Genomic DNA, 20,062 nt, shown 5'->3' with positions numbered 1-20,062 from the left:
TGACGATAAAAAAGAACTACCGTCCCACCTGATACGGCCCGCCCTTTTCCAATGCGCGCGCATAGGCAGGCCGCGCGTGGATGCGCTCGAGGAACGCCATCGCCTTGGGATGGCCCTGCTCGAGCCCGCCGCGCGCTTGCGCCGCTTCCAGCGGAAAGCTCATCTGGATGTCGGCTGCGGTGAACTCGTTGCCGGCGAACCACTCGCTCTTTGCAAGCTCGCCTTCCCAGTAATCCATGTGCTGCTTGAGCTGCGGATTGACCAGGGTGGTCAGCGCCTGGTTCGAGACCTTGCGCACCAGCGGACGCAGCAGCGCGGGTGCGCGCTTCGGCATCAGCGTGAACAGCAGCTTCAACAGCAGCGGCTGCATCGCGGACCCTTCGGCGTAATGCAGCCAATAGGTGAAGCGCAGCCGCTCCGGCGTGTTCGGCGGCGGGATCAGCCGGCCGTTGCCGTAGGTCGCGATGAGATATTCGATGATCGCGCCCGACTCGGCGATAGTGTTGCCGTTGTCGGTGATGACGGGCGACTTGCCAAGCGGATGAATGGCGCGCAGCTCCTTCGGCGCGCGCATGTCCGGCTGGCGCTGATAGCGCACAATCTCGTAGGGCACGCCCAACTCTTCGAGCAGCCACAGCACGCGCTGCGAACGGGAATTGTTGAGGTGGTGAACGGTCAGCATCGGCGAGGTCCCCGGGGCAAGGCGTAGTGGCTAGGCGTGCTCAGTCGCGGCGCCGTTCGTGCCAGCCCGGGATCACAATGTCGAGCCATCAGGACGGATATTTTCACCCGGGTATATTGACACCGACAATTTACCCGGGTATTAAATGACCCAACGTCGTCAAAATGACAATGATTCCAATGCAGAAGATTTTCACCGCCTTCCAGGGGCAGCGTCGCCTGGTGTCCGGGCCGGCAGGCGAGGTCGCGCTGGTCGTCAAGCGGGTAGCGCAACGGCCGGACGAGCCCATCCTCATCTTCGAGGACGGCACCGGCCGATCGATCGACTTCGATCTGCGCGGCGGGGATCGCGAGGTCCTGGCGCGGTTGGCGAAGCTTGTGCCGCCGCCGGTCGAGGAGAGCACTCCACCGAGCGAGCCGCGCGGGCGCGGGCGGCCGAAGCTCGGCGTGGTCGCGCGCGAGGTGACGCTGTTGCCGCGACACTGGGAGTGGCTCAACGCGCAAGCGGGCGGCGCCTCGGTCGCGCTGCGCAAGCTCGTCGACGAGGCCAGGCGCGCCAGCGGCGACAAGGACCGCGAGCGGCAGGCGCGCGACGCGGCCTATCACTTCATGTCGACCATGGCGGGCAACCTGCCGCAGTTCGAGGAAGCCTCGCGCGCGCTGTTTGCCGATGACCGGCGACGCTTCACCGGGCTGATCGCGGACTGGCCGACCGATATCCGCGACCACATCGTCAAGCTCGCCTACAGCGACCGCGCTTAAGGCGCGCGCGCTCTCACCTTCCCATCGACGGCCGAGCCGCGCATTGCGCGGCAACGGCTTCGCACGCCCTGATGAAAGGCCAATCCATGTCTGTCCCCAAGCCGCTCTGGACAACATTCCTCCGCTTCCTCGCACCCTTGATGCTGAGCAACGCGCTGCAATCGCTGTTCGGCACCGTCAGCAACGTCTATCTCGGCCAGATGATCGGCGTCGATGCGCTCGCCGCGGTCTCAGTCTTCTTCCCGGTGATGTTCTTCCTGTTCGCCTTCGTGATGGGGCTGAGCACCGGCGCGACCGTGCTGATCGGCCAGGCCTTTGGCGCGGGCGAGCACGGCCGGATCAAGAGCGTCGTAGGCACGACGCTCGCGATCGGCCTTCTGCTTTCAATCTCAGTGGCGCTGATCGGCGGGCTCTTCAGCCGTCAGCTGATGATGGCTCTCGCCACGCCCGCGGACATTCTCGACCAGGCCAGCGCCTATGCGCGCATCATGCTGCTGACGATGCCGCTCGGCTTCATCTTCCTGTTGATGACGGCGATGATCCGCGGCGTCGGCGATGCGCTGACGCCGCTGCTGGCGCTGGCGTTGTCGACCGCGATCGGGCTGATCCTGACGCCGATGTTGATCCGTGGGTCATTCGGACTGCCGGCGGCCGGCATCACCAGCCCGGCATGGGCGGCCGCGATCTCGAACGCACTCACGTTGATCGCGCTGGCACTCTATCTGCTACGAAAGAAGCACGCGCTCGCGCCGGATGCGGCGCTGCTGGGTCACCTGCGGCTCAACGGCGCCATGCTCGGAAAAATCCTCGGCATCGGATTGCCGAGCGCTATCGGCATGGTGGTGATGGCGATCGCTGAGCTGGTCCTGCTCGGCCTCGTCAACGGCTTTGGGTCGGACGCCACTGCGGCCTATGGCGCCGTCAACCAGGTGATGGGCTACACGCAGTTCACGGCGATGTCGATTTCGATCGCGGTCTCGATCCTGGGCGCGCAGGCCGTCGGCAGCGGCGACAGGGCCCGGCTCGACGGCATCGTGCGGACCGGGCTCGCTTTCAACCTCGTTTTGACCGGTGGGCTCGTGGCGCTGATCTATCTCGCGCCGCGCGCAATCCTCGGCATCTTCATCACCGATGCCGCCGTGCTCGATCTGGCAAAAGGCCTGCTCGATATCGCCCTGTGGAGCTCGGTGCCGTTTGGCCTCGCCACAGTGTTCTCAGGTGCCATGCGGGCGGCAGGCGTCGCGTTGATGCCAATGCTGCTCTCGATCTTCGCGATCCTCGCGATCGAGCTGCCGGCCGCGGTGATCCTGAGCCACACAATCGGCCTTTCGGGCGTGTGGGCCGCCTATCCCATCGTGTTCTGCGCCATGTTCGTCTTGCAGATGGGCTATTACCTCATGGTCTGGCGCAAGCGGGCGATCCGACGGCTGGTCTGATTTCCAGAGTATTATGCTCATCATTAAACGGTGGACCCGCAGGGCACGCTGCGTCACAATGTGGGTAAGCCAGATCAAAAAAGTTAGGTCACGGAGACGAGTTTGACCCGCACAACCCCGCAATTCCTGTTCGATTTCGGCAGCCCGAATGCCTATCTCAGCCACCTCGCGATCCCCGCGATCGAGCAGCGCATCGGTGTCAAGTTCGAATATGTGCCGATCCTGCTCGGTGGCATCTTCAAGTCGACCAACAACAAGTCGCCGGCCGAGACGCTCGCGGGCATCAAGAACAAGCGTGAATTCCATCAGGTCGAGACCGAGCGCTTCATCAAGCGCTTCCATGTCCAGCCCTATGTCTGGAATCCGCATTTCCCCATCAACACGCTGAACCTGATGCGCACGGCGATTGCCGCACGGCTCGAGGGTGTATTCGAAAAATACGTCGAGGCGGCCTTTCACCACATGTGGCGCGAGCCGAAGAAGATGGACGATCCCGAGATCGCGGCGAAGGCGCTGGCCTCATCCGGGCTCGACGCCCAGAAGCTGTTCGCCCGCAGCCAGGAACCCGAGGTGAAGGGCAGGCTGATCAAGAACACCGAGGACGCCGTTGCCCGCGGCGCGTTCGGCTCGCCGACCTTCTTCGTCGGCAACGAGATGTTCTTCGGCAAGGAGCAGCTGCGCGAGGTCGAGGAGATGGTGCTCGGGACTTAGCCGCTCATTCTCCGGCGACAGAATGTGATCGCGGCAACATTCTGGATTGCTTCGCTTCGCTCGAAATGGCGATTATAAGTAGCCGCCAAGAGCAATAATCAAGAGCAACAATGGAGCATCCCATGCGTATCCTCGTGGTCGGCGCCGGCGCCATCGGCGGCTATTTTGGTGGCAGGCTGTTGCAAGCCGGCCGCGACGTCACCTTCCTGGTCCGGCCGCGCCGCGCCGGCGAGCTCGCAAGCGCCGGCCTCGTCATCAAGAGCCCGAATGGCGATGTGACCTTGAAGAATCCGCCGACCGTGCAAGCCGACGCGCTCAAGGACAAGTTCGACGTCGTGCTCTTGAGCTGCAAGGCGTTCGATCTCGACGACGCCATCAAATCGTTTGCGCCGGCGGTCGGACCTGATACGGCGATCATCCCGATGCTGAACGGCATGAAGCATCTCGATATCCTCGATGCAAAATTCGGCAAGGAGCGCGTGCTCGGCGGCCTCTGCGCCATCGCGGCGACCCTGAACGAGAAACGCGAGGTGGTGCAGCTCCAACCGATGCAGTCGCTGAACTACGGCGAGCGCGACGGAAAGCTGTCAGATCGCGTCAAGGCGATCGACGAGGCCTTCAAGAGCGGTATCACCGGTGCCGCCGCCAGCCAGAACATCATGCAGGACATGTGGGAGAAGTGGGTGTTCCTGTCCTCGCTTGCGGCCTCCACCAGCCTGATGCGCACCTCCGTCGGCAACATCCTCGCCGCGCCCGGCGGCCGCGACTTCCTCCTCGGCATGCTCGATGAGACCAGCGCGATCGCCACCGCGTCGGGCTATACGCCGGGCGGGCCGTTCTTCGAGCGAGTGAAGGGCAACCTCACCGCCGAAGGCTCGCCGATGACGGCCTCGATGTTCCGCGACATCAAGGCGGGCCTGCCGGTCGAAGCCGATCACGTCATCGGCGATCTCATCGCACGCGCCGATGCCGCCAAGGTGCCGGTGCCCAAGCTGCGCATCGCCTACACGCATTTGAAGGCGTATGAGAGGCAGCGGGCGGGGTAACACCCAACCACACACTCGGTGTCGTCCCGGACAAGCGTAAGCGCAGATCCGGGACCCATAGCCACAAGACTACATTGTGCGCGACGTCGTCACTCCGAGCCCTCGTAACCACATCTTCCTGTGGTTATGGGTCCCGGATCTGCGCGCGCTTGAGGCGCGCTTGTCCGGGACGACAGCGGAGATTGCCGCAACTAGCCCCGCACTATTTCAAATGCGTGAGATAGTGCGAGACCGCCGTGATTTCCTCGTCGCTCATGTGATAGGCGACATCGGCCATCGCGGCGACGCCGCCGCCGACGCGCTGGCCCGCTTTGTAGTCGCGCAACGCCTTGACCAGATATTCCTCGCGCTGGCCAGCCAGTCGCGCCACTCCCTTGGTGCCGGCGAAGCTGTCCGTATGGCATGAGGCGCAGCGGCGGCCTGCGGCAACTTGCGCGCCTTTCTTCGACAGGTCCGGGTCGCTGTCCTCCGGTTCCTTCGGCGGCGTCAGTTGCGAGAAATAAGCGCCGAGATTGCGGATGTCCTCATTGGTGATCTCCTCGACGATCGGCTGCATCTGGTCGTTCTTGCGCGAGCCCGCGCGGAAGAACACGAGCTGCCACTGGATGAACTGATCAGGCTGGCCGGCCAGCGAGGGGATATTCTCCGTCTGCGAAACGCCGTTCTCGCCGTGACAGCCTGAGCAGACGGCAGCCTTCTCCTTGATCGCAGCATTGTCCGCAGCCTGAGCCGGGACGGATGCGAGCGCCGCAAGCGAGAGCGCGCCGATGGCGTAAGAAGAAAACTGGCGGCGCATCGTGGGAATTCCGATCTAATTAGCTCATTCCAGGGCGTGCGAAGCACGAGCTAAGATGCGCAATTGCGCATCCGAGAATCCATAACCCGATTTATGGTTATGGGTTCCGGACTTGCGCTGGCGCGCAATCCGGAACGACAGCATCCACGTTTTCAGCAAAGAGGCTGCGGCGCCCTCCCGCCACCGCAGCCTCTTTCTCTTGTCGTGCTACTTCTTGCTGTAGCTGATGCGGTAGATCGCGCCGGCCCAGTCGTCGGCGACGAGGATCGATCCGTCCTTGGCGAGGATGATGTCGTCAGGACGACCGAGATAGCCCTGGTCGCCCTCGATCCAGCCGGAGGCGAACACCTCCTGCTTGGGGTTCTTGCCGTCAGGCCCGACGATCACGCGCATGATGCGGCCGCCCTGGTACTTGTGGCGATTCCAGGAGCCGTGCTCGGCGATCAGGATGTTGTTCTTGTACTCAGCGGGGAACTGGTCGCCGGTATAGAACTTCATGCCGAGCGGAGCGACGTGCGCACCGAGGTTCAACACCGGCGGCGTGAACTCGGAGCATTTGTGGCCCATGGCGAACTTGTCGTCCGGCAGGTTGCCCTGGTGGCAATAGGGATAGCCGAAATGCTCGCCGATCCGGTTGATCATGTTCAGCTTGTCCGAGGGCAGATCATCGCTGATCCAGTCGCGGGCATTCTCGGTGAACCAGTACTTGCCGGTGCGCGGATCGACGTCGCCGCCGACCGAGTTGCGGACACCGAGCGCGTAGATCTCGGCATTGCCGGTCTTGGGATCGACGCGGCGGATCTGCGAGACGCTGGTCGGCGGGACACCAATGTTGAAGGGCGGTCCGAACGGAATGTAGAACCAGCCCTCCTTGTCGACTGCGATGTACTTCCAGCCATGCGCGGCATAGGACGGCATGTCGTCATAGACGACCTTGCCGTCGCCGAGCTTGTCGAGATTGGCCTCCGCATTGTCGTAGCGGATCAGCTTGTCGACAGCAATGACGTAGAGCGCGCCGTCCCTGAAGGCGAGACCGGTGGGCATGTTGAGGCCCTTGAGGACGGTCTTGACCTCCTTCTTTCCGTTGTTGTCCTTGATGGCATAGACGTTGCCGAGGCCGAACGAGCCGACGAACAGCGTGCCCTTGTCACCCCAGGCCATCTGCCGCGCGGCCAGCACGCCGGAGGCATAGACCTCCATCTTGAATCCTGGCGGCAGCTTGACCTTCTTGATGATGTTGGCGAGCTCGGCATCGGAGGCGCCGGTCGGCGGACCCGACGGCGGCGCGAGACCCTTCTGCGCCTCGGTCTCGTCGCCGAGGAACCAGTCATCTGGCGGATGGGTCCAGAACTCCTTGGTGCCGGATTCGTATTTCTTCAGCGGTTTGCTCTTGTCCTGCTGTTGCGCGCTGCCGGCGCTGGTCCCCGCAAGAAGGGCCACGGCCGCAAGTGCCAACACGGATCGATGGAACATCGATGTCATCGCGTCACTCCCCTAAGGCAGCCGCCAGGGCTGCGATTTATTTTGTTTTGCTAGTCGAGAGGCGAAGTTTGGGGTCTGCCGAGAGGCAGACATAAAAAGGCTAGCACATCTGCGAGTGCTGAGAAGGGCATCGCATGGGTTGCGGTTGCGCTCATTAAATATTGAGACGGAGTGTCAATGACCGCGAACACCGCGACGACAGCACCTCGCTGCAACGCGGAATCAGACCGGCAGGCGGCTCGCCTTCAGACAGCACGAGAGACGGGCCAAAACAAAAACTGCGAAAACAACCCCATGCACAGTAGAACGGCTCGGGCCGGGTTGCACGCGGTGACGCCGGACAGGCATTTGATGCATCGAGCAAAATGACGAACGCGGCGCTCAGGGGGCGACAGGGTAAGGCCCGTCGTCGAACACCGCGTCATGATAGCCTTTCGCGCCGACCTCGCGCGCCAGCGCACTGCGGAAATCGCGACCCTCGCGAAGGCAGCTCAACACATGCGCGAAGTCGAATTCCGGCCGCCAGCCGAGCTCACGCCGCGCGCGCTCGTTGACATAGACGCGGTCGATCTCGGGGAGGAGGTTCCAGCCTCGCGCCGCATACAGCTGCGCGCAATCCGGATAGAGCTCGCGCACGACACCGGCCGCATCGCGCGCAAGCGCGGCGAGATGGCGCGGCTCGAACGGGCTGGTGGCGGAGACGATGTAGCGGGCGAAACCGATCTTCGGGGCGCGTTCGGCGGCGAGCAGATGCGCGCTCACGGCGTCCGTGATGTCCAGCCGGCGATAGAGCAGCTCGTTGGCCTGCGCGTTCTCCAGTGTGTAGGCCGAGCGCATCGCCGGATCGTCATCATCTTCCGGAAAGAAGCGCGAGGTCCGCAAGACGACGACCGGCAGAGCGCGCTCGCGATAGAACAGCTCGCACAGGGTCTCCGCCATCAGTTTTGTGGTGCCGTAGATGTTCTTCGGCACCGACGGCAGATCCTCGGTGACCCAGACCGCCGCCTGTCCCGCCCCGGAGCGGAGCTGCGAGCCGAACGCGCTGGTGGTGCTGGTGAAGACGAAGCTGCGCACGCCGGCGCTCGCCGCCGCCTCCAGCAGGTTGAGCGTGCCGGTGACGTTGGTGTCGACAAAGTCTGGTTTGCTGTGGGTCCCCACATGCGGCTTGTGCAGCGTCGCGGTGTGGATGACGGCGGTGACGCCGTCCATCTGGCTGCGCACGAAGCCGGGATCGACAATCGAGCCGACCGCGTCGGTGAAGGGCGATGGCTTCAGATCGATCCCGCGCACCGGGGAACCGCGAGCCCGGAGGGTCCGGAGGATGGCTTCCCCGAGGTGGCCTGCGCTGCCGGTGACCAGAATTGTCATTGCGAACCCGGGACGGCCGCCAGCGGCGCGGCGAACCACGTTTCCGTCCGGATCGGCTGGATGCTTTGGGAAAAACTGGAGCGGGCGAAGGGGCTCGAACCCTCGACCCCGACCTTGGCAAGGTCGTGCTCTACCACTGAGCTACACCCGCATCCTGTGTCGGTCGCGTGACGCGCCGGCAACGGCTGTCGTATGCCAAAACCGGGAGGGGAATGCAACAGCTACCGGCGATCTAGATTCGGTTCTTGGGGCCCCATATGGAGCCTGAATGCGGCGAAATGGCCCGAAACTGCCCCGGAACTGGCGAATCGGCCTCGGTGGATTGAAATTCGGCCGTCGCGGCCCAATTTAGGAGCCGACAGCGAGCATAAGGTGTGGCGGCGTGCTAAAGACCCGCCATTCCGGACATAGACGAGGGGATCCCGTGACGATCATCGACCAGGGTAACGGAGCGGCGGGCCCGGCTGCGGCCGATCTGATCAAGGACACCACCACCCAGACCTTCGTGAAGGACGTCATCGAGGAATCGAAGCGCCAGCCGGTGCTGATCGATTTCTGGGCGGAGTGGTGCGGCCCCTGCAAGCAACTCACCCCTCTGCTCGAAAAGGCCGTCAAGGCGGCCAAGGGCAAGGTCAAGCTGGTCAAGATGAACATCGACCAGCACCCGGCGATCCCGGGCCAGATGGGCATCCAGTCGATCCCGGCCGTGATCGCCTTCGTCAACGGCCAGCCCGCCGACGGCTTCATGGGCGCGGTGCCCGAGAGCCAGCTCAACGCCTTCATCGAAAAGCTGACAAAAGGCGTGACCGCGCCGGGCGAGCCCAATATCGCCGAGATCCTGCAGGAGGCTGAAGCCGTGCTCGCCGAGGGCGATGCGGCTGCGGCAGCGCAGATCTACGCCGAGGTGCTCCAGCATGATGCCACCAACATCGCGGCGCTCGCGGGCCTCGCAAAATGCTATGCCGTCTCCGGCGCGATGGAGCAGGCCAAGCAGACGCTCGCCATGGTGCCGGAATCCAAGCGCAACGACCCCGCGGTAAAGGCCGTGCAGGCCGCGATTGATCTCGCCGAGCAGGCGCAATCGCTCGGACCGGTCGCCGAGCTGGAACAGAAAGTCGCCGCAAACCCGCTCGATCATCAGGCCCGATTCGACCTCGCGACCGCGCTCAACGCGCAAGGCAACCGTGCGGCCGCTACCGAGCAGCTGCTCGCGATCGTCAAGCGCGACCGCAAATGGAACGACGACGGCGCCCGCAAGCAGCTGGTGCAGTTCTTCGAAGCCTGGGGCGGCACGGATGATGCAACCGTCGAGGGACGCAAGCGCTTGTCGACGATCCTGTTTTCGTAGGCGCGGTTGACCAAGTCAGCGGGGACCGGGACCAGATGCCGATCAACATCGAATATCGCGGACCCGCCGACCTCCCGGAGATCATTCCGGTGTTTCCGCTGCCGGGCGCGCTGCTGCTGCCCCGCGGCCAGATGCCGCTCAACATCTTCGAGCCGCGCTACCTGTCGATGGTCGACGATTCCTTCCGCGACGGACATCGCCTGATCGGCATGATCCAGCCTGATGTCGCGCACTCGCCGAAGAATTCCGACAAGCCGACGCTGTTCCGCGTCGGCTGCGTCGGCCGCATCACCCAGCTCGCCGAATCCGGCGATGGACGCTACATCCTCGAGCTCACCGGCGTCTCGCGCTTCAAGGTGGTCGAGGAGCTCGAGGTGCTCACTGCCTACCGGCAGTGCAAGGTGGATTTCTTCGCCTTCGTCGACGACTTCACCGCGCGCATGGGCGAGGACGAGGTCGACCGCGAGGCGCTGCTGGCCGTGCTGGCAGACTTTTTGAAGGCCAACAATCTCAAGGTCGACTGGGAAGGCGTCGAAAGCGCGCCCAACGAAGCGCTCGTCAACGCGCTGGCGATGATGTCGCCCTATGGCCCCGCGGAGAAGCAGGCCATGCTGGAGGCGCCCGACCTGAAGACCCGCGCCGAGATTCTGATCGCGGTGACGGAGATGGACCTCGCCAAGAAGCGCACCAGCGGCGATCCTCCGCTGCAGTGAGGATGCGGGTGCTCACGCAGCGCAGACGGCTGCCTTGTCACCTCGCTTGGCACCTCGCCGCAACATTTTTGCAATGGCGGATGCGGGCATCGGCCGACCGAAGTAGTAGCCTTGCGTTTCGACGCACCCCTCTTCACGGAGGACGTCCAGTTGCTCCTTCGTTTCGACGCCTTCGGCGGTCGTCGTCTTGCCGAGGCTGACTGCGAAGCGAACGACTGCTCGCGCGAGATGGTGCGCGTCTGCCCTTGCGCTGGACAGTTCGCTGACGAAGCTGCGGTCGACCTTGATTTTGTCGAACGGAAATCTCTGCAGAAAGCTCAGCGATGAATAGCCGGTGCCGAAGTCGTCCAGGGCGATTCGCACGCCGAGCTCGCGCAATTGACCAAGTGCTGCGAATACGGCTTCGCTGTCATGCATGATCACCGTCTCGGTGACCTCGAGCTCGAGCCGGTGTGGCGCAATTTCCGAGCTCGCCAGTGCATCGACAATGACCGGAACAAGCTCCTTGCTCCTGAATTGAGCGGGAGACAGGTTGATCGCGATCTTGAGATGGGCAGGCCATTTGGCGGCTTCCGCACAGGCCGTCCTCAAGATCCATTCTCCCAGCGGCACGATCAAGCCGGCCTCCTCCGCGAGCGGTATGAATTCGCCGGGCAAGACCAGACCACGCCGCGGGTGGTGCCAGCGCAGCAAGGCTTCGAAGCCGCGGATCTCGCCGGTCGCGGTATTGACGAATGGCTGGTAGTGCAGCTCGAATTCGCCGCCAGCAAGCGCATCCCGCATGTCGCGCTCCAGGTTGCGTCGCGCATGCATGAGCTGGTCCAGTTCCGGCTCGAAGAAGCGGAATGCGCCACGTCCACCACTCTTGGCCGAGTAGAGGGCGAGATCCGCGCTCTTCATGAGCCCGTCGGAATCACTGCCATCGCGCGGCGCGATGGCAATGCCGATGCTGGTGCCCACCGTGACCCGGTGATCGCCGAGATCAAAGGGTTCGCAGAGCGCCTTTCTGATGTTCTCGGCGAGGGTGGCGGCCTCGACGGCCGGGTTGGTCACGTAGTCGATCACGGCGAACTCGTCGCCGCCTAGTCGAGCGATCAGCGCGGTTTCCGTGGTGCACTCGCGCAGACGCGCAGAAACGGCGCGCAGCAGGGAATCGCCTGCCGGATGTCCGAGCGTATCGTTGACTTCCTTGAAGCGATCGAGATCGAGCATGAGCACGGCCAGATCGACGCCGCCGCTACGCGTAACCGCAATGGCGTGCTCCATCCGCTCCCTGAGCAGCACGCGATTTGGCAGATCGGTCAACGCATCGTGTTGCGCCATATGAGCGATCCTAGCCTCGGACCGGCGTTGTTCGGTGACATCAAGATGCGTGGCCACCCACCCGCCGCCGGCCATCGGCTGTCGCGTCACGCAGATCAACCGACCATCCGTGAACTCGTCGATTCTGCTCGAGACTGCATCGAACGGCAACGCGGCCAATTTCGACAGGAACTGCTCGGCTGCGCCCTCGCTGGTGTCGCTCTTGAGAATGCCGGTCACGACGCGATGCCTGATGATGTCGGCGTGCGGGGTCCCCGTTCGCAGCAGCTCTGGTGGCAGCCGATAGAGCAGGGCATATCGCTCGTTGCAGACCACAAGTCGCCTCTCCGCATCGAACATGCAGAGAGCCTCGACCATGTTGTTGATGGCCGTATCAAGCCTGAGCTTCTGGTCCTGCAGTTCGTTCTGCGAGCCTTCGAGCTGCTGTCGGGCAACCGAGAGCTGGTTGATGATCTCCTCGAACCTGGCGGTCCGGGTCGCCAGGCGACGATCGGCCAGCACGCCGACCAGGCTCATTCCCAGCACGGATAGCGCCACACCGGCGATAGCAAGCGCGAGGAGGGCCGGAGAAAGCGAAAGGCTATCCGTCGTCGCTCGCGTTGGATCTGGCGTGATCTGCACCGCCCCCATGGCCGTGAAATGATGCGATACGATCGCGAGTGTCAGCAGGATTGCCGCCGCAAGGGTGCCCCGGTAGCCCTGGTACATGAGCGCGACAGCCAGCGCGGCGCAGCCGAGACACATGCCTAAAATGATCGAGACGAACACGAGGTCCACCGACCAGACGACTCGACCCGGCACCTCAAGTGCCCACATCCCGAGATAGTGCATGCTGGCAATGCCGCCGCCGATGATGACGCCCCCTGCCATCGCGCGCCACCGGCCGGAGGTGCCGACTGCAACGCCGAAACCGACCGAGGTCAGGAGCATTGCCGCAGCGAGAGAAAACGCGGTCGGCACGATGCCGTAGCCCGTTGGAACGCCCGGCTCGTAGGCGAGCATCGCGACGAAATGCGTTGCCCAGATGCCGTATCCGATGGCCGCGCCGGCAATCGTGATCCAGATCCACCGCGTTCTTGCGCGCGTCGCGATCGCACGATGAAAGATGCTGACCGCGACAATACTTGCAGCGAAGCAGACCAGACCAGCGAGTACAACGAGCCGCCAATCGTGCTCGACCGCAAGGCAGGAGAAAACGCGGAACATCCAGCAGCGCTCCATCGTCGATAGTTATCGATGGTGGATCGGCTAACCGCCATTCACGTTAATTTTGTGCCGTGCCTGATTGCATGCTTACCGGCATGTTAACGGTACTCGTACAACTCGATCTGACGAACAGCCTGAGGCCATGCCGCGACCGTGCCCGAGCCGGCTGCAGGACGCGTGCATCGATCGGCAACGATATTTTTAGGAATGGCCGCGGATGCGCTTGCGTCCGGTGATCATCGCGCGGACCAGGCTCTCGCGCTGGAGTAGCCCCATCAGCACCACGCCCACGACGTGGAGCACGACCAGGACGATGACCGCATCCGATGAATAATGGTGGGTGTCTTCGACCCACCAGACGCCGAAGAAGGTGGTGGTGACCGACATCGCTCCCGTGATCGTCGAGACGGCGAGCGCAGCCAGCAGCGCCACCAGCATCAAGGTGCCGGCGGGATTGAGCCCGATGTAGCGGCCGGTGATGCCGCGGCGCAGATTCCAGAGATAGCTTGGCGCCGCCCGAAGCCTTACGCCGACCATCCGGAAGCGCGAATAGCGGCTTCCCAGGAAGCCCCAGACCAGGCGAAAGGCGAGAAGTCCGAGCACCACATAGCCGACGATGCGGTGAGTTCGGTCATAGACGGTGGGCGTGAACCACGCGGCCAGAACGCTAGCCGCGAGTGCCCAGTGCCAGAGGCGCAGCGGGAGGTCCCAGACCGCGACCGTCCGCGAAGCGGTTCGATCCGCGGGGGTCCGGTCGGACCCCCCGCGCGCTTTTGGCATCGCTTCTTCGATCAAGCGAAGACCATCCTCAAGCCTTGTTTTGCGCGGATCAATTCGCGCGGTCTACTTGGCGATCGTGTGCTTCAGGCTGAGATCTTCGGGGCTGTAGAACAGCTCGTAAAGCTTGCCTTCCTTGACGCCGTAGACCTCATAGCAGGAGCCTTCGATCTTGGAGCGCCGCACCTCGTAGCCGAGTGCCTTGGCCTTGGCTTCGGCCTCGCTGGCCGGCTTCCACGACGCCTTGTCGAGCTTGGTGCAATCCTTGAAACCGTCGGCCATGGCGGCCGACCCCATGCCCATTCCAACCGTCAGTGCAATGGCAACAACACGAATGACCTTCACGAACGTCTCCTCCTCTGTCGTGCGCGCTACGCGAGCCGCGAAGCCGGACTGAAGGAAGCAAAGGTGATGGTGAAGTCAATCCGGTACGGGGCCAATTGGATTTAGAGTTCTTCTAACGACCGGCAAAAGATCAGTGCTGTCCGCAGGCAGCCCGCATTCGCAGTGGCGCTGCGGCCTTACGCCTCACGGCCGGGATGAACGGCCGACTTCGCCAATTGCGCTAGGCCGCACTTCGCATTCCCGGTGAGTGGCGCTGCAGCCAGTCCGCCCAGCGCAGACGTCCGCGCACGCCCTGGCTGACGGCAAAGCCCATGCCGCTTTCGCCTCCGCCGGGACGCATCCATGCGTCGCTCGTCGACGCTCAGTAGCCGGCGACCGTCATCGCCACGACGGCGCTGAGCGCCATCCAGCCGAAATGCCGGCCTCGCGTGGCCCAGGCATTGGCGAAGGCGGCGAAGCCGAGCACGCAGGCGAGCGTGATGACGATCCAGTGCCGCGCCGACTCGGACGCCATCCAGGGAGTCGCGAGCAGCAACACGCCGCCGCCGATCCACGCCACGGTCGAAGTCTGCCAGACCAGGCGGATCAGGGTGCGGAGCCGTTCCGGCTCGATGCGGGCACGGGCGAAGACCTTGGTCTCGCCGAGGACGCCATGAATGAGGGCTACGGCGATGGTGGCGAGGCCGGCGCATTCCAGCAGGAAATCACGCATCATCATCTCTCCATACAGTTATGTATGGAGACGTAGGCGCTGGCCTGCGGCCTGTCAATACACTAGTGTATGGTTGGCCCCCGGGAACCCGACATGACCGAAAAGCTCTCCGCCGACGACTGGATCAAGGAAGGTCTCAAGGCGCTCGCCAAAAGCGGCTTCACCGCGCTCAAGGCCGATCCGCTGGCAAAATCCATGGGCGTGTCGCGCGGCAGCTTCTATTGGCATTTCGCCGATCTCGGCGCGTTCCAGGCCACCGTGCTGAAGCGCTGGCGCGAGATCGCGGCCGAGCAGATCATCGCAGACGTCGAAGCCGCCGGCGACGACCCGCTCAAGGCGCTGCTACGGAGGTCGTTCGGTGCGCGGCTCGAGCTCGAACGCGCGGTGCGCAATTGGGCGGCCTTCGATGCGGCCGCGCAAGGGGCCGTGCGCGCGATCGACCGCCGCCGGCTCGACTATATCGAGGGGCTGCTGGAAAAACGCGGGCTCACCCCGGCAACCGCGCAGGCCCGGGCGCAGATCCTGTATTGGACATTCCTCGGCTTCGCCCTGTCAGGCGCGCCGGTGCCGGCAGCACGGCTGCAGTCCCTGCTCGACGAGGTCTTGACGATGGTCTCCGCGTAGATTTCTTATCTTGACGCGTTTTCTTTGCGCAACCGGTAACCTACTGCGCCGGAAAACGCTTTGGCAGCCGCGATGGGCGGGCGCGGATTTCTGTGCTAGAGGCAACCGATTGCCGGAGACTCCAATGAACGCGTCCACCGAACGTCCTGAAGCCAGCGTCGATCCCAAACTGCTGGAAATTCTCGTCTGCCCGCTGACCAAGGGCCCGCTGGAGTTCGATTCTGCAAAGCAGGAGCTGATCTCGCGCAGCGCCAAGCTGGCTTATCCGATCCGTGACGGCATCCCGATCATGCTGCCGGAAGAGGCGCGCAAGATCGATTGATGATGGTCGGGTAGCCCGTTGTTGCGCGATGACCGCGCAACACACTCGGTGTCGTCCTCGCGAACGCGGGGAACCATAACCACAGGGAGCGGTTGCGGAGCGAAGTGACAACTCCGAGTCTTCGCCAAACCACTCCCTGTGGTTATGGGTCCCGGATCTGCGCTTCGCTTGTCCGGGACGACAGCGGAGATTAGCGCCAGCGCCCCTTACAACGCCTCGCCCTTCAGCAGCCGCGGCACCTCGCCCGTCAATCCCGCGGCCTGGCGGATGAAGAGGTTCTTCAGCGGCGGGGCGCGATCGACGAGGCCGAGGCCGATGTCGCGGACGGTGCGCAGCAGCGTCGACTGGTTGGAGAACAGGAAGTTCAGCGAGTTGGTGGCAACGCCCATCGCCATGGTGTCGAAACGGCGCCAGCGTTGGTAGCGCTCGAGCACGTCGGCGGCGCCGAGATCCATGCCGAGCCGCGCGGCATCGACCACGACCTCGGCCAGCGCCGCGACATCCTTCAGGCCCATGTTGAGGCCCTGGCCCGCAATGGGGTGGATGACATGGGCGGCATCGCCGACCAGCGCGAGGCGGGTGGCGATGAAGGAGCGCGCGACGAAATAGGACAGCGGAAAGGCGCGCGGCTTGTCGAGCGCCTTCACTTCGCCGAGATGCAGGCCGAAACGCTGCTCGAGCTCGGCGTGAAACTCTTCGTCGCTGAGAGCAATGATCCGCGCGGCCTCAGCTCGCCGCTCGGTCCATACCAGCGACGAGCGCTTTCCCGACAGCGGCAGGATCGCGAACGGGCCCGCCGGCAAAAAATGCTCTTCGGCGCGGCCCTCGTGATCGCGCTCATGGCCGACCGTGACGACGATGCCGGATTGGTCATACTCCCAGCCATGGGTGGCGATGCCGGCGCGCTCGCGCAGCTTTGACCTTGCGCCATCGGCGGCAACCAGCAGGCTGGCCGCGATGACGCTGCCGTCCCCGAGCGTCACGTCGATGCCTTCGGTGCGCGCATCGTAGGATGCGACCGTGGTGGCGCGCAGATCGATGCCCTCGGCCTCGGCACGCACCACCAGCGCATCGATCAAGCGGCGGTTCTCGACCATATGCGCGAAGGGCTCGCCCGGCGCGACATCGCCGGCAAAATTGAGGAAGACCGGACGGGTGGCATCCTCCAGCTTGGAATCGGTGACGACCATGTCGAGGATCGGCTGCGCTTCGCTCCTGACGTCGTCCCAGGCGCCGATCGCCTCGAACAGGCGGCGGCAGGCGGCCACAATGGCGGTGGCGCGGGGGTCGCGGCTTGGCCGGGTGGCGAGCGCGGGATCGGCGACGATGACGGGAATCTCGGGCCCGAGCCCCTGTCGCAGCGCCAGGGCCAGCGCAAGCCCTGCAAACGCGCCGCCACCAATGACAATGCTACCCTGTACCGACATACCCAAATTCCCGATCAAATCCTGGTCTTGCTAGCAGACTTGAGGTGGGCGAAACAGTGCGGTGAAACAAGGGCGGAACGGCCCATTGTGGACCATCCGCCCCGGAACGACGGCGAGAAAGCTCACTCCATGTCCAAAAGCCTGATCGACCTCATTTCGATCCTCGATCTCGAGCAACTCGAGGTGAATCTGTTCCGCGGCAACAGCCCGAAGACCAGCTGGCAGCGGGTGTTCGGCGGCCAGGTGATCGGGCAGGCGATGGTCGCGGCCTGCCGCACGGTCGAGGGCCGGCTGCCGCATTCGCTGCATTGCTATTTCGTCCTGCCGGGCGATCCGCAGATCCCGATCATCTACCAGGTCGAACGCCTGCGCGACGGCAAGAGCTATTCGACCCGCCGCGTCACCGCGATCCAGCACGGCAACGCGATCTTCTCGATCATGGTGTCGTTCCACGCCGAAGAGGAGAGTGCGTTCGACCATCAGGACAAGATGCCCGACGTGCCGCCGCCGGAGAAGCTCACGGCGGAGGAGGTGGCGAAGCAGCCGATGTTCAAGGAGATGCCGGAGTTCATCCGCCGCTACTATGAATCCGATCGTCCGATCGAGCTGCGTCCTGTCGAGCTCGGCCGTTATTTCGGCCAGAAGATCGACGACGGCCGCATTCACGTCTGGATCAAGACCGCCGCGAAGCTGCCCGACGATCCAGCGCTGCACATGTGCGCGCTCGCCTACGCCTCGGACTTCTCGCTGCTGGATGCGATCATGGCTCGCTATGGCCGCACGCTGTTCGACAAGCGCATGATGCCCGCCAGCCTCGACCATGCGATGTGGTTTCACCGCCCGTTCCGCGCCGACGAATGGCTGCTCTACGCACAGGATTCGCCGAGCGCGCGCGGCGGCCGCGGCCTGACCCGCGGCTCGATCTTCAAGCCGGACGGGACGCTGGTCGCCTCCGTCGCGCAGGAAGGCTCCGTGCGCGAACGGAAGTCCTAAAGCATGATCCGGAAAAGTGCGAAGCGGTTTTCCGGAAAGATCATGCGCAAACAACAAACGAAAGCGCGATGGCGATTCATCGAGATATCATCGCGCTTTAGGCTGCCGCTGTCCTGCGCTCGACGAGCTCGAATTGCGTCATGGTCCACGTGAAGTACCAGCGCAGCAGCCACGGGATCGGAATGATCAGAAGGCAGCCGAAACCGAATGCGAGGGTTCGCCACAATAGCTGAAGGCCCGTGGCGACGAATATCACCTCGCGCCGCGTTCCCACGATGTTTCGGCAAATCCAGCGCATCCATGCGGCCATGACCCAGGCCCAGCCGATGATCGTGAACATGGCGAGAAACATCAGGAGCTGCCAGCCGATGAAGGCCCAGGGGCTCCCGTCGAACGTCATCGGAATCGGCTGACCGTTCGAGCTGAGATTGGCAACCACCCAGCGCATGACCATCCAGGACAGGAAGGCCTGGAGCGGAATCGTCGCAAGCTGAAAGAGGTCGTGGACGAGACCCACATAGCCCGCCAGCGCAAGCGCGACGAAGACGTACCAGATATCGCCGACCTGTCCGGTGAAGCCGATGTTCGGCCGCTGCGGAACGTGGACGCGCGGGAAGAGCCAGCGGTAGTAGACGGTGGCGATCCAGGGAGCCGGCACCACGACGGCGTTGCCGACCACCAGCAGGATGCACCATCCCAGGAACGGCCACAGCGGCAGGTCCACCGACAGCCGGCCTCGCGCGTCGCCGCTCGAAGCCACCGCCGGTGATGCGCCGGGCACGAGACCGGGGACCGCGCCGGCCTTCTGCCAGCCGGTCATCCCCTCGGCCCAGACCAGCGTATCCGATCGCACGATTCCCCGCGCGATCAGATCGCGAAACTGCGCCTCCGGAAACGGACCCTTCTGCTGGCCTTCAGATGCGTGAAACCAGATTCGATTGGACATCCTGGCTGCTCGCTACCGAAAGCCAGCAGCCGTTACATGCGCGACTGCGCGCCCCGCGGAGCGAGCTCGGTCTGCGACGCGAACCAGTTCATGATCCAGCGATACACCCACGGAATCGGGATGATCAGGCTGCACAGGATCGCAGCCACGATGCCGCGCCAGAGGATGTCGAGACCGCTGCCCTTGAACACGATCTCGCGCCGCGTGCCTTCGATGCTGCGGCAGAACCAGCGCATCTGGGCCGCGGCAACCCAGGCCCAACCGATGATGGTGATGATGGAGATCGCAAACAGCAGGTTCCAGCCGATATACGCCCAGACCGAACCGGTAAAGCTGAGAGCGAGCGGCTGCCCGTTGGAAGCAAGGTTTGCGATCATCCATTTGATCAGCAGCCAGTAGAGCACGATCTGGACGATGAACAGCAGATTGGAGAGCAGCTGGCTGCCGACGAAGCCGAGCGCGATCGCCAGAACGATGAAGCCGAAGAACCAGGGCACCAGTGTCATCGCGTTGCCGGTGAAGCTGAGATTGGGCCGTCCGGGAACCTTGATGCAGGGCACGATCCATTTCGTGTACCAGACGAACAGCCACGGCACCGGGATGACGAAGCAGGAGCCGATCACGAGCACGAGCGTGCGCCAGGTGAACTCGAGAATGCTGAAATCGACCGACAGCGCCCCTCCGCCTCCGCCGCCGGCATAGCCACCGGAGCCCATCATCGGCGGGCCGCCGGCCGGGATCACCGGGGGCGCACCGCCGCCGCCGATCAGGCCGGGAATTTCGACAGCCTTCTGCCAGCCGGCCATGCCCTCGGACCACACCAGCGTATCCGGGCGCACGACGCCCTGGGCGACGAGATCGCGGAATTGCCCTTCCGGAAAGGGCCCCTGCTGCTTGCCCTCGGATGCGTAGAACCAACTCGCCATGAAGCGTCCCCCTCAAACATACGTTTGTACCGGCCGGGACGCTTGGGTTCACCGCATCCATGCCAAAAATGCATTGTGAAGGATGAACGGCTGCCCTGTACAGAGGCGGCCGTTCACA

General features: G+C 63.8%; 20 protein-coding genes and 1 tRNA gene. 9 read left to right on the top strand and 12 right to left on the bottom strand.

What is annotated here, in order from left to right:
* Positions 1-16: 16 nt before the first annotated feature.
* Positions 17-682 (bottom strand): glutathione S-transferase family protein, encoded by a 666-nt coding sequence (locus XI03_RS33010; RefSeq protein ID WP_028139340.1) that lies wholly within the window; start codon positions 680-682, stop codon positions 17-19.
* A gap of 164 nt (positions 683-846) precedes the next feature.
* Between XI03_RS33010 and XI03_RS33005 the strand changes: the two genes are divergently transcribed.
* The 4 genes from XI03_RS33005 (at position 847) to panE (ending at position 4,636) form a co-directional block, all read left to right on the top strand.
* The gene (locus XI03_RS33005; RefSeq protein WP_271594428.1) at positions 847-1,443 is read left to right on the top strand and encodes a DUF2239 family protein; all 597 of its coding nucleotides are present in this window, start codon (positions 847-849) and stop codon (positions 1,441-1,443) included.
* Between the two features lie 86 nt (positions 1,444-1,529).
* Positions 1,530-2,879 carry an MATE family efflux transporter gene (locus XI03_RS33000; RefSeq protein WP_271594427.1) on the top strand — a complete coding sequence of 450 codons (1,350 nt, stop codon included), beginning with the start codon at positions 1,530-1,532 and terminating at the stop codon, positions 2,877-2,879.
* 102 nt (positions 2,880-2,981) lie between these two features.
* A complete protein-coding gene (locus XI03_RS32995) occupies positions 2,982-3,590 on the top strand; it encodes a 2-hydroxychromene-2-carboxylate isomerase (protein ID WP_271594426.1) in 609 nt (202 codons plus the stop codon).
* A gap of 122 nt (positions 3,591-3,712) precedes the next feature.
* Positions 3,713-4,636, top strand: coding sequence for a 2-dehydropantoate 2-reductase (panE, locus tag XI03_RS32990; RefSeq protein WP_271594425.1), 924 nt, complete (start codon positions 3,713-3,715; stop codon positions 4,634-4,636).
* A 202-nt stretch (positions 4,637-4,838) separates the two neighbouring features.
* Here panE and XI03_RS32985 read toward each other — a convergent pair whose 3' ends face one another.
* From XI03_RS32985 to XI03_RS32970, 4 genes are all read right to left on the bottom strand, one after another.
* Positions 4,839-5,432, bottom strand: a complete 594-nt coding sequence (locus tag XI03_RS32985) for a c-type cytochrome (protein ID WP_271594424.1) — start codon at positions 5,430-5,432, stop codon at positions 4,839-4,841.
* A gap of 207 nt (positions 5,433-5,639) precedes the next feature.
* Positions 5,640-6,914, bottom strand: a complete 1,275-nt coding sequence (locus XI03_RS32980; RefSeq protein ID WP_028139346.1) for a PQQ-dependent sugar dehydrogenase — start codon at positions 6,912-6,914, stop codon at positions 5,640-5,642.
* 381 nt (positions 6,915-7,295) lie between these two features.
* Positions 7,296-8,282, bottom strand: coding sequence for an NAD-dependent epimerase/dehydratase family protein (locus XI03_RS32975; RefSeq protein ID WP_271594423.1), 987 nt, complete (start codon positions 8,280-8,282; stop codon positions 7,296-7,298).
* Positions 8,283-8,358: 76 nt separating this feature from the next.
* Positions 8,359-8,433, bottom strand: a tRNA-Gly gene (locus tag XI03_RS32970).
* Between the two features lie 273 nt (positions 8,434-8,706).
* Between XI03_RS32970 and trxA the strand changes: the two genes are divergently transcribed.
* Both trxA and XI03_RS32960 read left to right on the top strand, forming a co-directional pair.
* Positions 8,707-9,630 carry a thioredoxin gene (gene trxA / locus XI03_RS32965; RefSeq protein WP_271594422.1) on the top strand — a complete coding sequence of 308 codons (924 nt, stop codon included), beginning with the start codon at positions 8,707-8,709 and terminating at the stop codon, positions 9,628-9,630.
* A 35-nt stretch (positions 9,631-9,665) separates the two neighbouring features.
* Positions 9,666-10,343 (top strand): LON peptidase substrate-binding domain-containing protein, encoded by a 678-nt coding sequence (locus tag XI03_RS32960; protein ID WP_018323574.1) that lies wholly within the window; start codon positions 9,666-9,668, stop codon positions 10,341-10,343.
* A gap of 12 nt (positions 10,344-10,355) precedes the next feature.
* Here XI03_RS32960 and XI03_RS32955 read toward each other — a convergent pair whose 3' ends face one another.
* From XI03_RS32955 to XI03_RS32940, 4 genes are all read right to left on the bottom strand, one after another.
* On the bottom strand, positions 10,356-12,872 hold the full coding sequence (locus XI03_RS32955) for an EAL domain-containing protein (protein WP_038973013.1): 2,517 nt from the start codon (positions 12,870-12,872) through the stop codon (positions 10,356-10,358).
* 201 nt (positions 12,873-13,073) lie between these two features.
* Positions 13,074-13,667, bottom strand: coding sequence for a cytochrome b/b6 domain-containing protein (locus XI03_RS32950; protein WP_442869765.1), 594 nt, complete (start codon positions 13,665-13,667; stop codon positions 13,074-13,076).
* Between the two features lie 48 nt (positions 13,668-13,715).
* Positions 13,716-13,994: a PepSY domain-containing protein gene (locus XI03_RS32945; protein ID WP_018323571.1), complete on the bottom strand. Its 279-nt coding sequence runs from the start codon at positions 13,992-13,994 to the stop codon at positions 13,716-13,718.
* Positions 13,995-14,355: 361 nt separating this feature from the next.
* Complete coding sequence (locus XI03_RS32940; protein WP_271594471.1) at positions 14,356-14,706, bottom strand: hypothetical protein; 351 nt, start codon at positions 14,704-14,706, stop codon at positions 14,356-14,358.
* A 93-nt stretch (positions 14,707-14,799) separates the two neighbouring features.
* Here XI03_RS32940 and XI03_RS32935 point away from each other — a divergent pair, with 93 nt between their 5' ends.
* On the top strand, positions 14,800-15,330 hold the full coding sequence (locus tag XI03_RS32935; RefSeq protein ID WP_271594420.1) for a TetR/AcrR family transcriptional regulator: 531 nt from the start codon (positions 14,800-14,802) through the stop codon (positions 15,328-15,330).
* A 124-nt stretch (positions 15,331-15,454) separates the two neighbouring features.
* A complete protein-coding gene (locus tag XI03_RS32930) occupies positions 15,455-15,652 on the top strand; it encodes a Trm112 family protein (RefSeq protein WP_028139353.1) in 198 nt (65 codons plus the stop codon).
* A gap of 206 nt (positions 15,653-15,858) precedes the next feature.
* Here the strand turns inward: XI03_RS32930 and XI03_RS32925 are convergent, their stop codons facing one another.
* Positions 15,859-17,079 carry a ubiquinone biosynthesis hydroxylase gene (locus tag XI03_RS32925; RefSeq protein WP_271594419.1) on the bottom strand — a complete coding sequence of 407 codons (1,221 nt, stop codon included), beginning with the start codon at positions 17,077-17,079 and terminating at the stop codon, positions 15,859-15,861.
* 129 nt (positions 17,080-17,208) lie between these two features.
* On the opposite strand from XI03_RS32925, the gene tesB reads away from it, so the two are divergent.
* Entirely contained in the window at positions 17,209-18,072 is an 864-nt protein-coding gene (gene tesB / locus XI03_RS32920; RefSeq protein ID WP_018323567.1) for an acyl-CoA thioesterase II, read from the top strand.
* Positions 18,073-18,169: 97 nt separating this feature from the next.
* On the opposite strand, the gene XI03_RS32915 is transcribed toward tesB, so the two are convergent.
* Positions 18,170-19,018 carry a DUF4339 domain-containing protein gene (locus XI03_RS32915; RefSeq protein WP_271594418.1) on the bottom strand — a complete coding sequence of 283 codons (849 nt, stop codon included), beginning with the start codon at positions 19,016-19,018 and terminating at the stop codon, positions 18,170-18,172.
* 32 nt (positions 19,019-19,050) lie between these two features.
* A complete protein-coding gene (locus XI03_RS32910) occupies positions 19,051-19,944 on the bottom strand; it encodes a DUF4339 domain-containing protein (protein ID WP_271594417.1) in 894 nt (297 codons plus the stop codon).
* Between the last annotated feature and the right edge of the window lie 118 nt (positions 19,945-20,062).

Origin of the sequence: Bradyrhizobium sp. CCBAU 65884, from assembly GCF_028128835.1 — a bacterium.
Classification (GTDB): Bacteria; Pseudomonadota; Alphaproteobacteria; order Rhizobiales; family Xanthobacteraceae; genus Bradyrhizobium; species Bradyrhizobium ottawaense.
This window is presented reverse-complemented; position numbering and strand designations above follow the sequence as displayed.

Coding starts and splice junctions, on each gene's coding strand:
- XI03_RS33010 (WP_028139340.1), bottom strand. CDS start 682: ATGCTGACCGTTCACCACCTCAACAATTCCCGTTCGCAGCGCGTGCTG.
- XI03_RS33005 (WP_271594428.1), top strand. CDS start 847: ATGACAATGATTCCAATGCAGAAGATTTTCACCGCCTTCCAGGGGCAG.
- XI03_RS33000 (WP_271594427.1), top strand. CDS start 1,530: ATGTCTGTCCCCAAGCCGCTCTGGACAACATTCCTCCGCTTCCTCGCA.
- panE (WP_271594425.1), top strand. CDS start 3,713: ATGCGTATCCTCGTGGTCGGCGCCGGCGCCATCGGCGGCTATTTTGGT.
- XI03_RS32985 (WP_271594424.1), bottom strand. CDS start 5,432: ATGCGCCGCCAGTTTTCTTCTTACGCCATCGGCGCGCTCTCGCTTGCG.
- XI03_RS32980 (WP_028139346.1), bottom strand. CDS start 6,914: ATGACATCGATGTTCCATCGATCCGTGTTGGCACTTGCGGCCGTGGCC.
- XI03_RS32975 (WP_271594423.1), bottom strand. CDS start 8,282: ATGACAATTCTGGTCACCGGCAGCGCAGGCCACCTCGGGGAAGCCATC.
- XI03_RS32960 (WP_018323574.1), top strand. CDS start 9,666: ATGCCGATCAACATCGAATATCGCGGACCCGCCGACCTCCCGGAGATC.
- XI03_RS32955 (WP_038973013.1), bottom strand. CDS start 12,872: ATGTTCCGCGTTTTCTCCTGCCTTGCGGTCGAGCACGATTGGCGGCTC.
- XI03_RS32940 (WP_271594471.1), bottom strand. CDS start 14,706: ATGCGTGATTTCCTGCTGGAATGCGCCGGCCTCGCCACCATCGCCGTA.
- XI03_RS32935 (WP_271594420.1), top strand. CDS start 14,800: ATGACCGAAAAGCTCTCCGCCGACGACTGGATCAAGGAAGGTCTCAAG.
- XI03_RS32930 (WP_028139353.1), top strand. CDS start 15,455: ATGAACGCGTCCACCGAACGTCCTGAAGCCAGCGTCGATCCCAAACTG.
- XI03_RS32925 (WP_271594419.1), bottom strand. CDS start 17,079: ATGTCGGTACAGGGTAGCATTGTCATTGGTGGCGGCGCGTTTGCAGGG.
- tesB (WP_018323567.1), top strand. CDS start 17,209: ATGTCCAAAAGCCTGATCGACCTCATTTCGATCCTCGATCTCGAGCAA.
- XI03_RS32915 (WP_271594418.1), bottom strand. CDS start 19,018: ATGTCCAATCGAATCTGGTTTCACGCATCTGAAGGCCAGCAGAAGGGT.
- XI03_RS32910 (WP_271594417.1), bottom strand. CDS start 19,944: ATGGCGAGTTGGTTCTACGCATCCGAGGGCAAGCAGCAGGGGCCCTTT.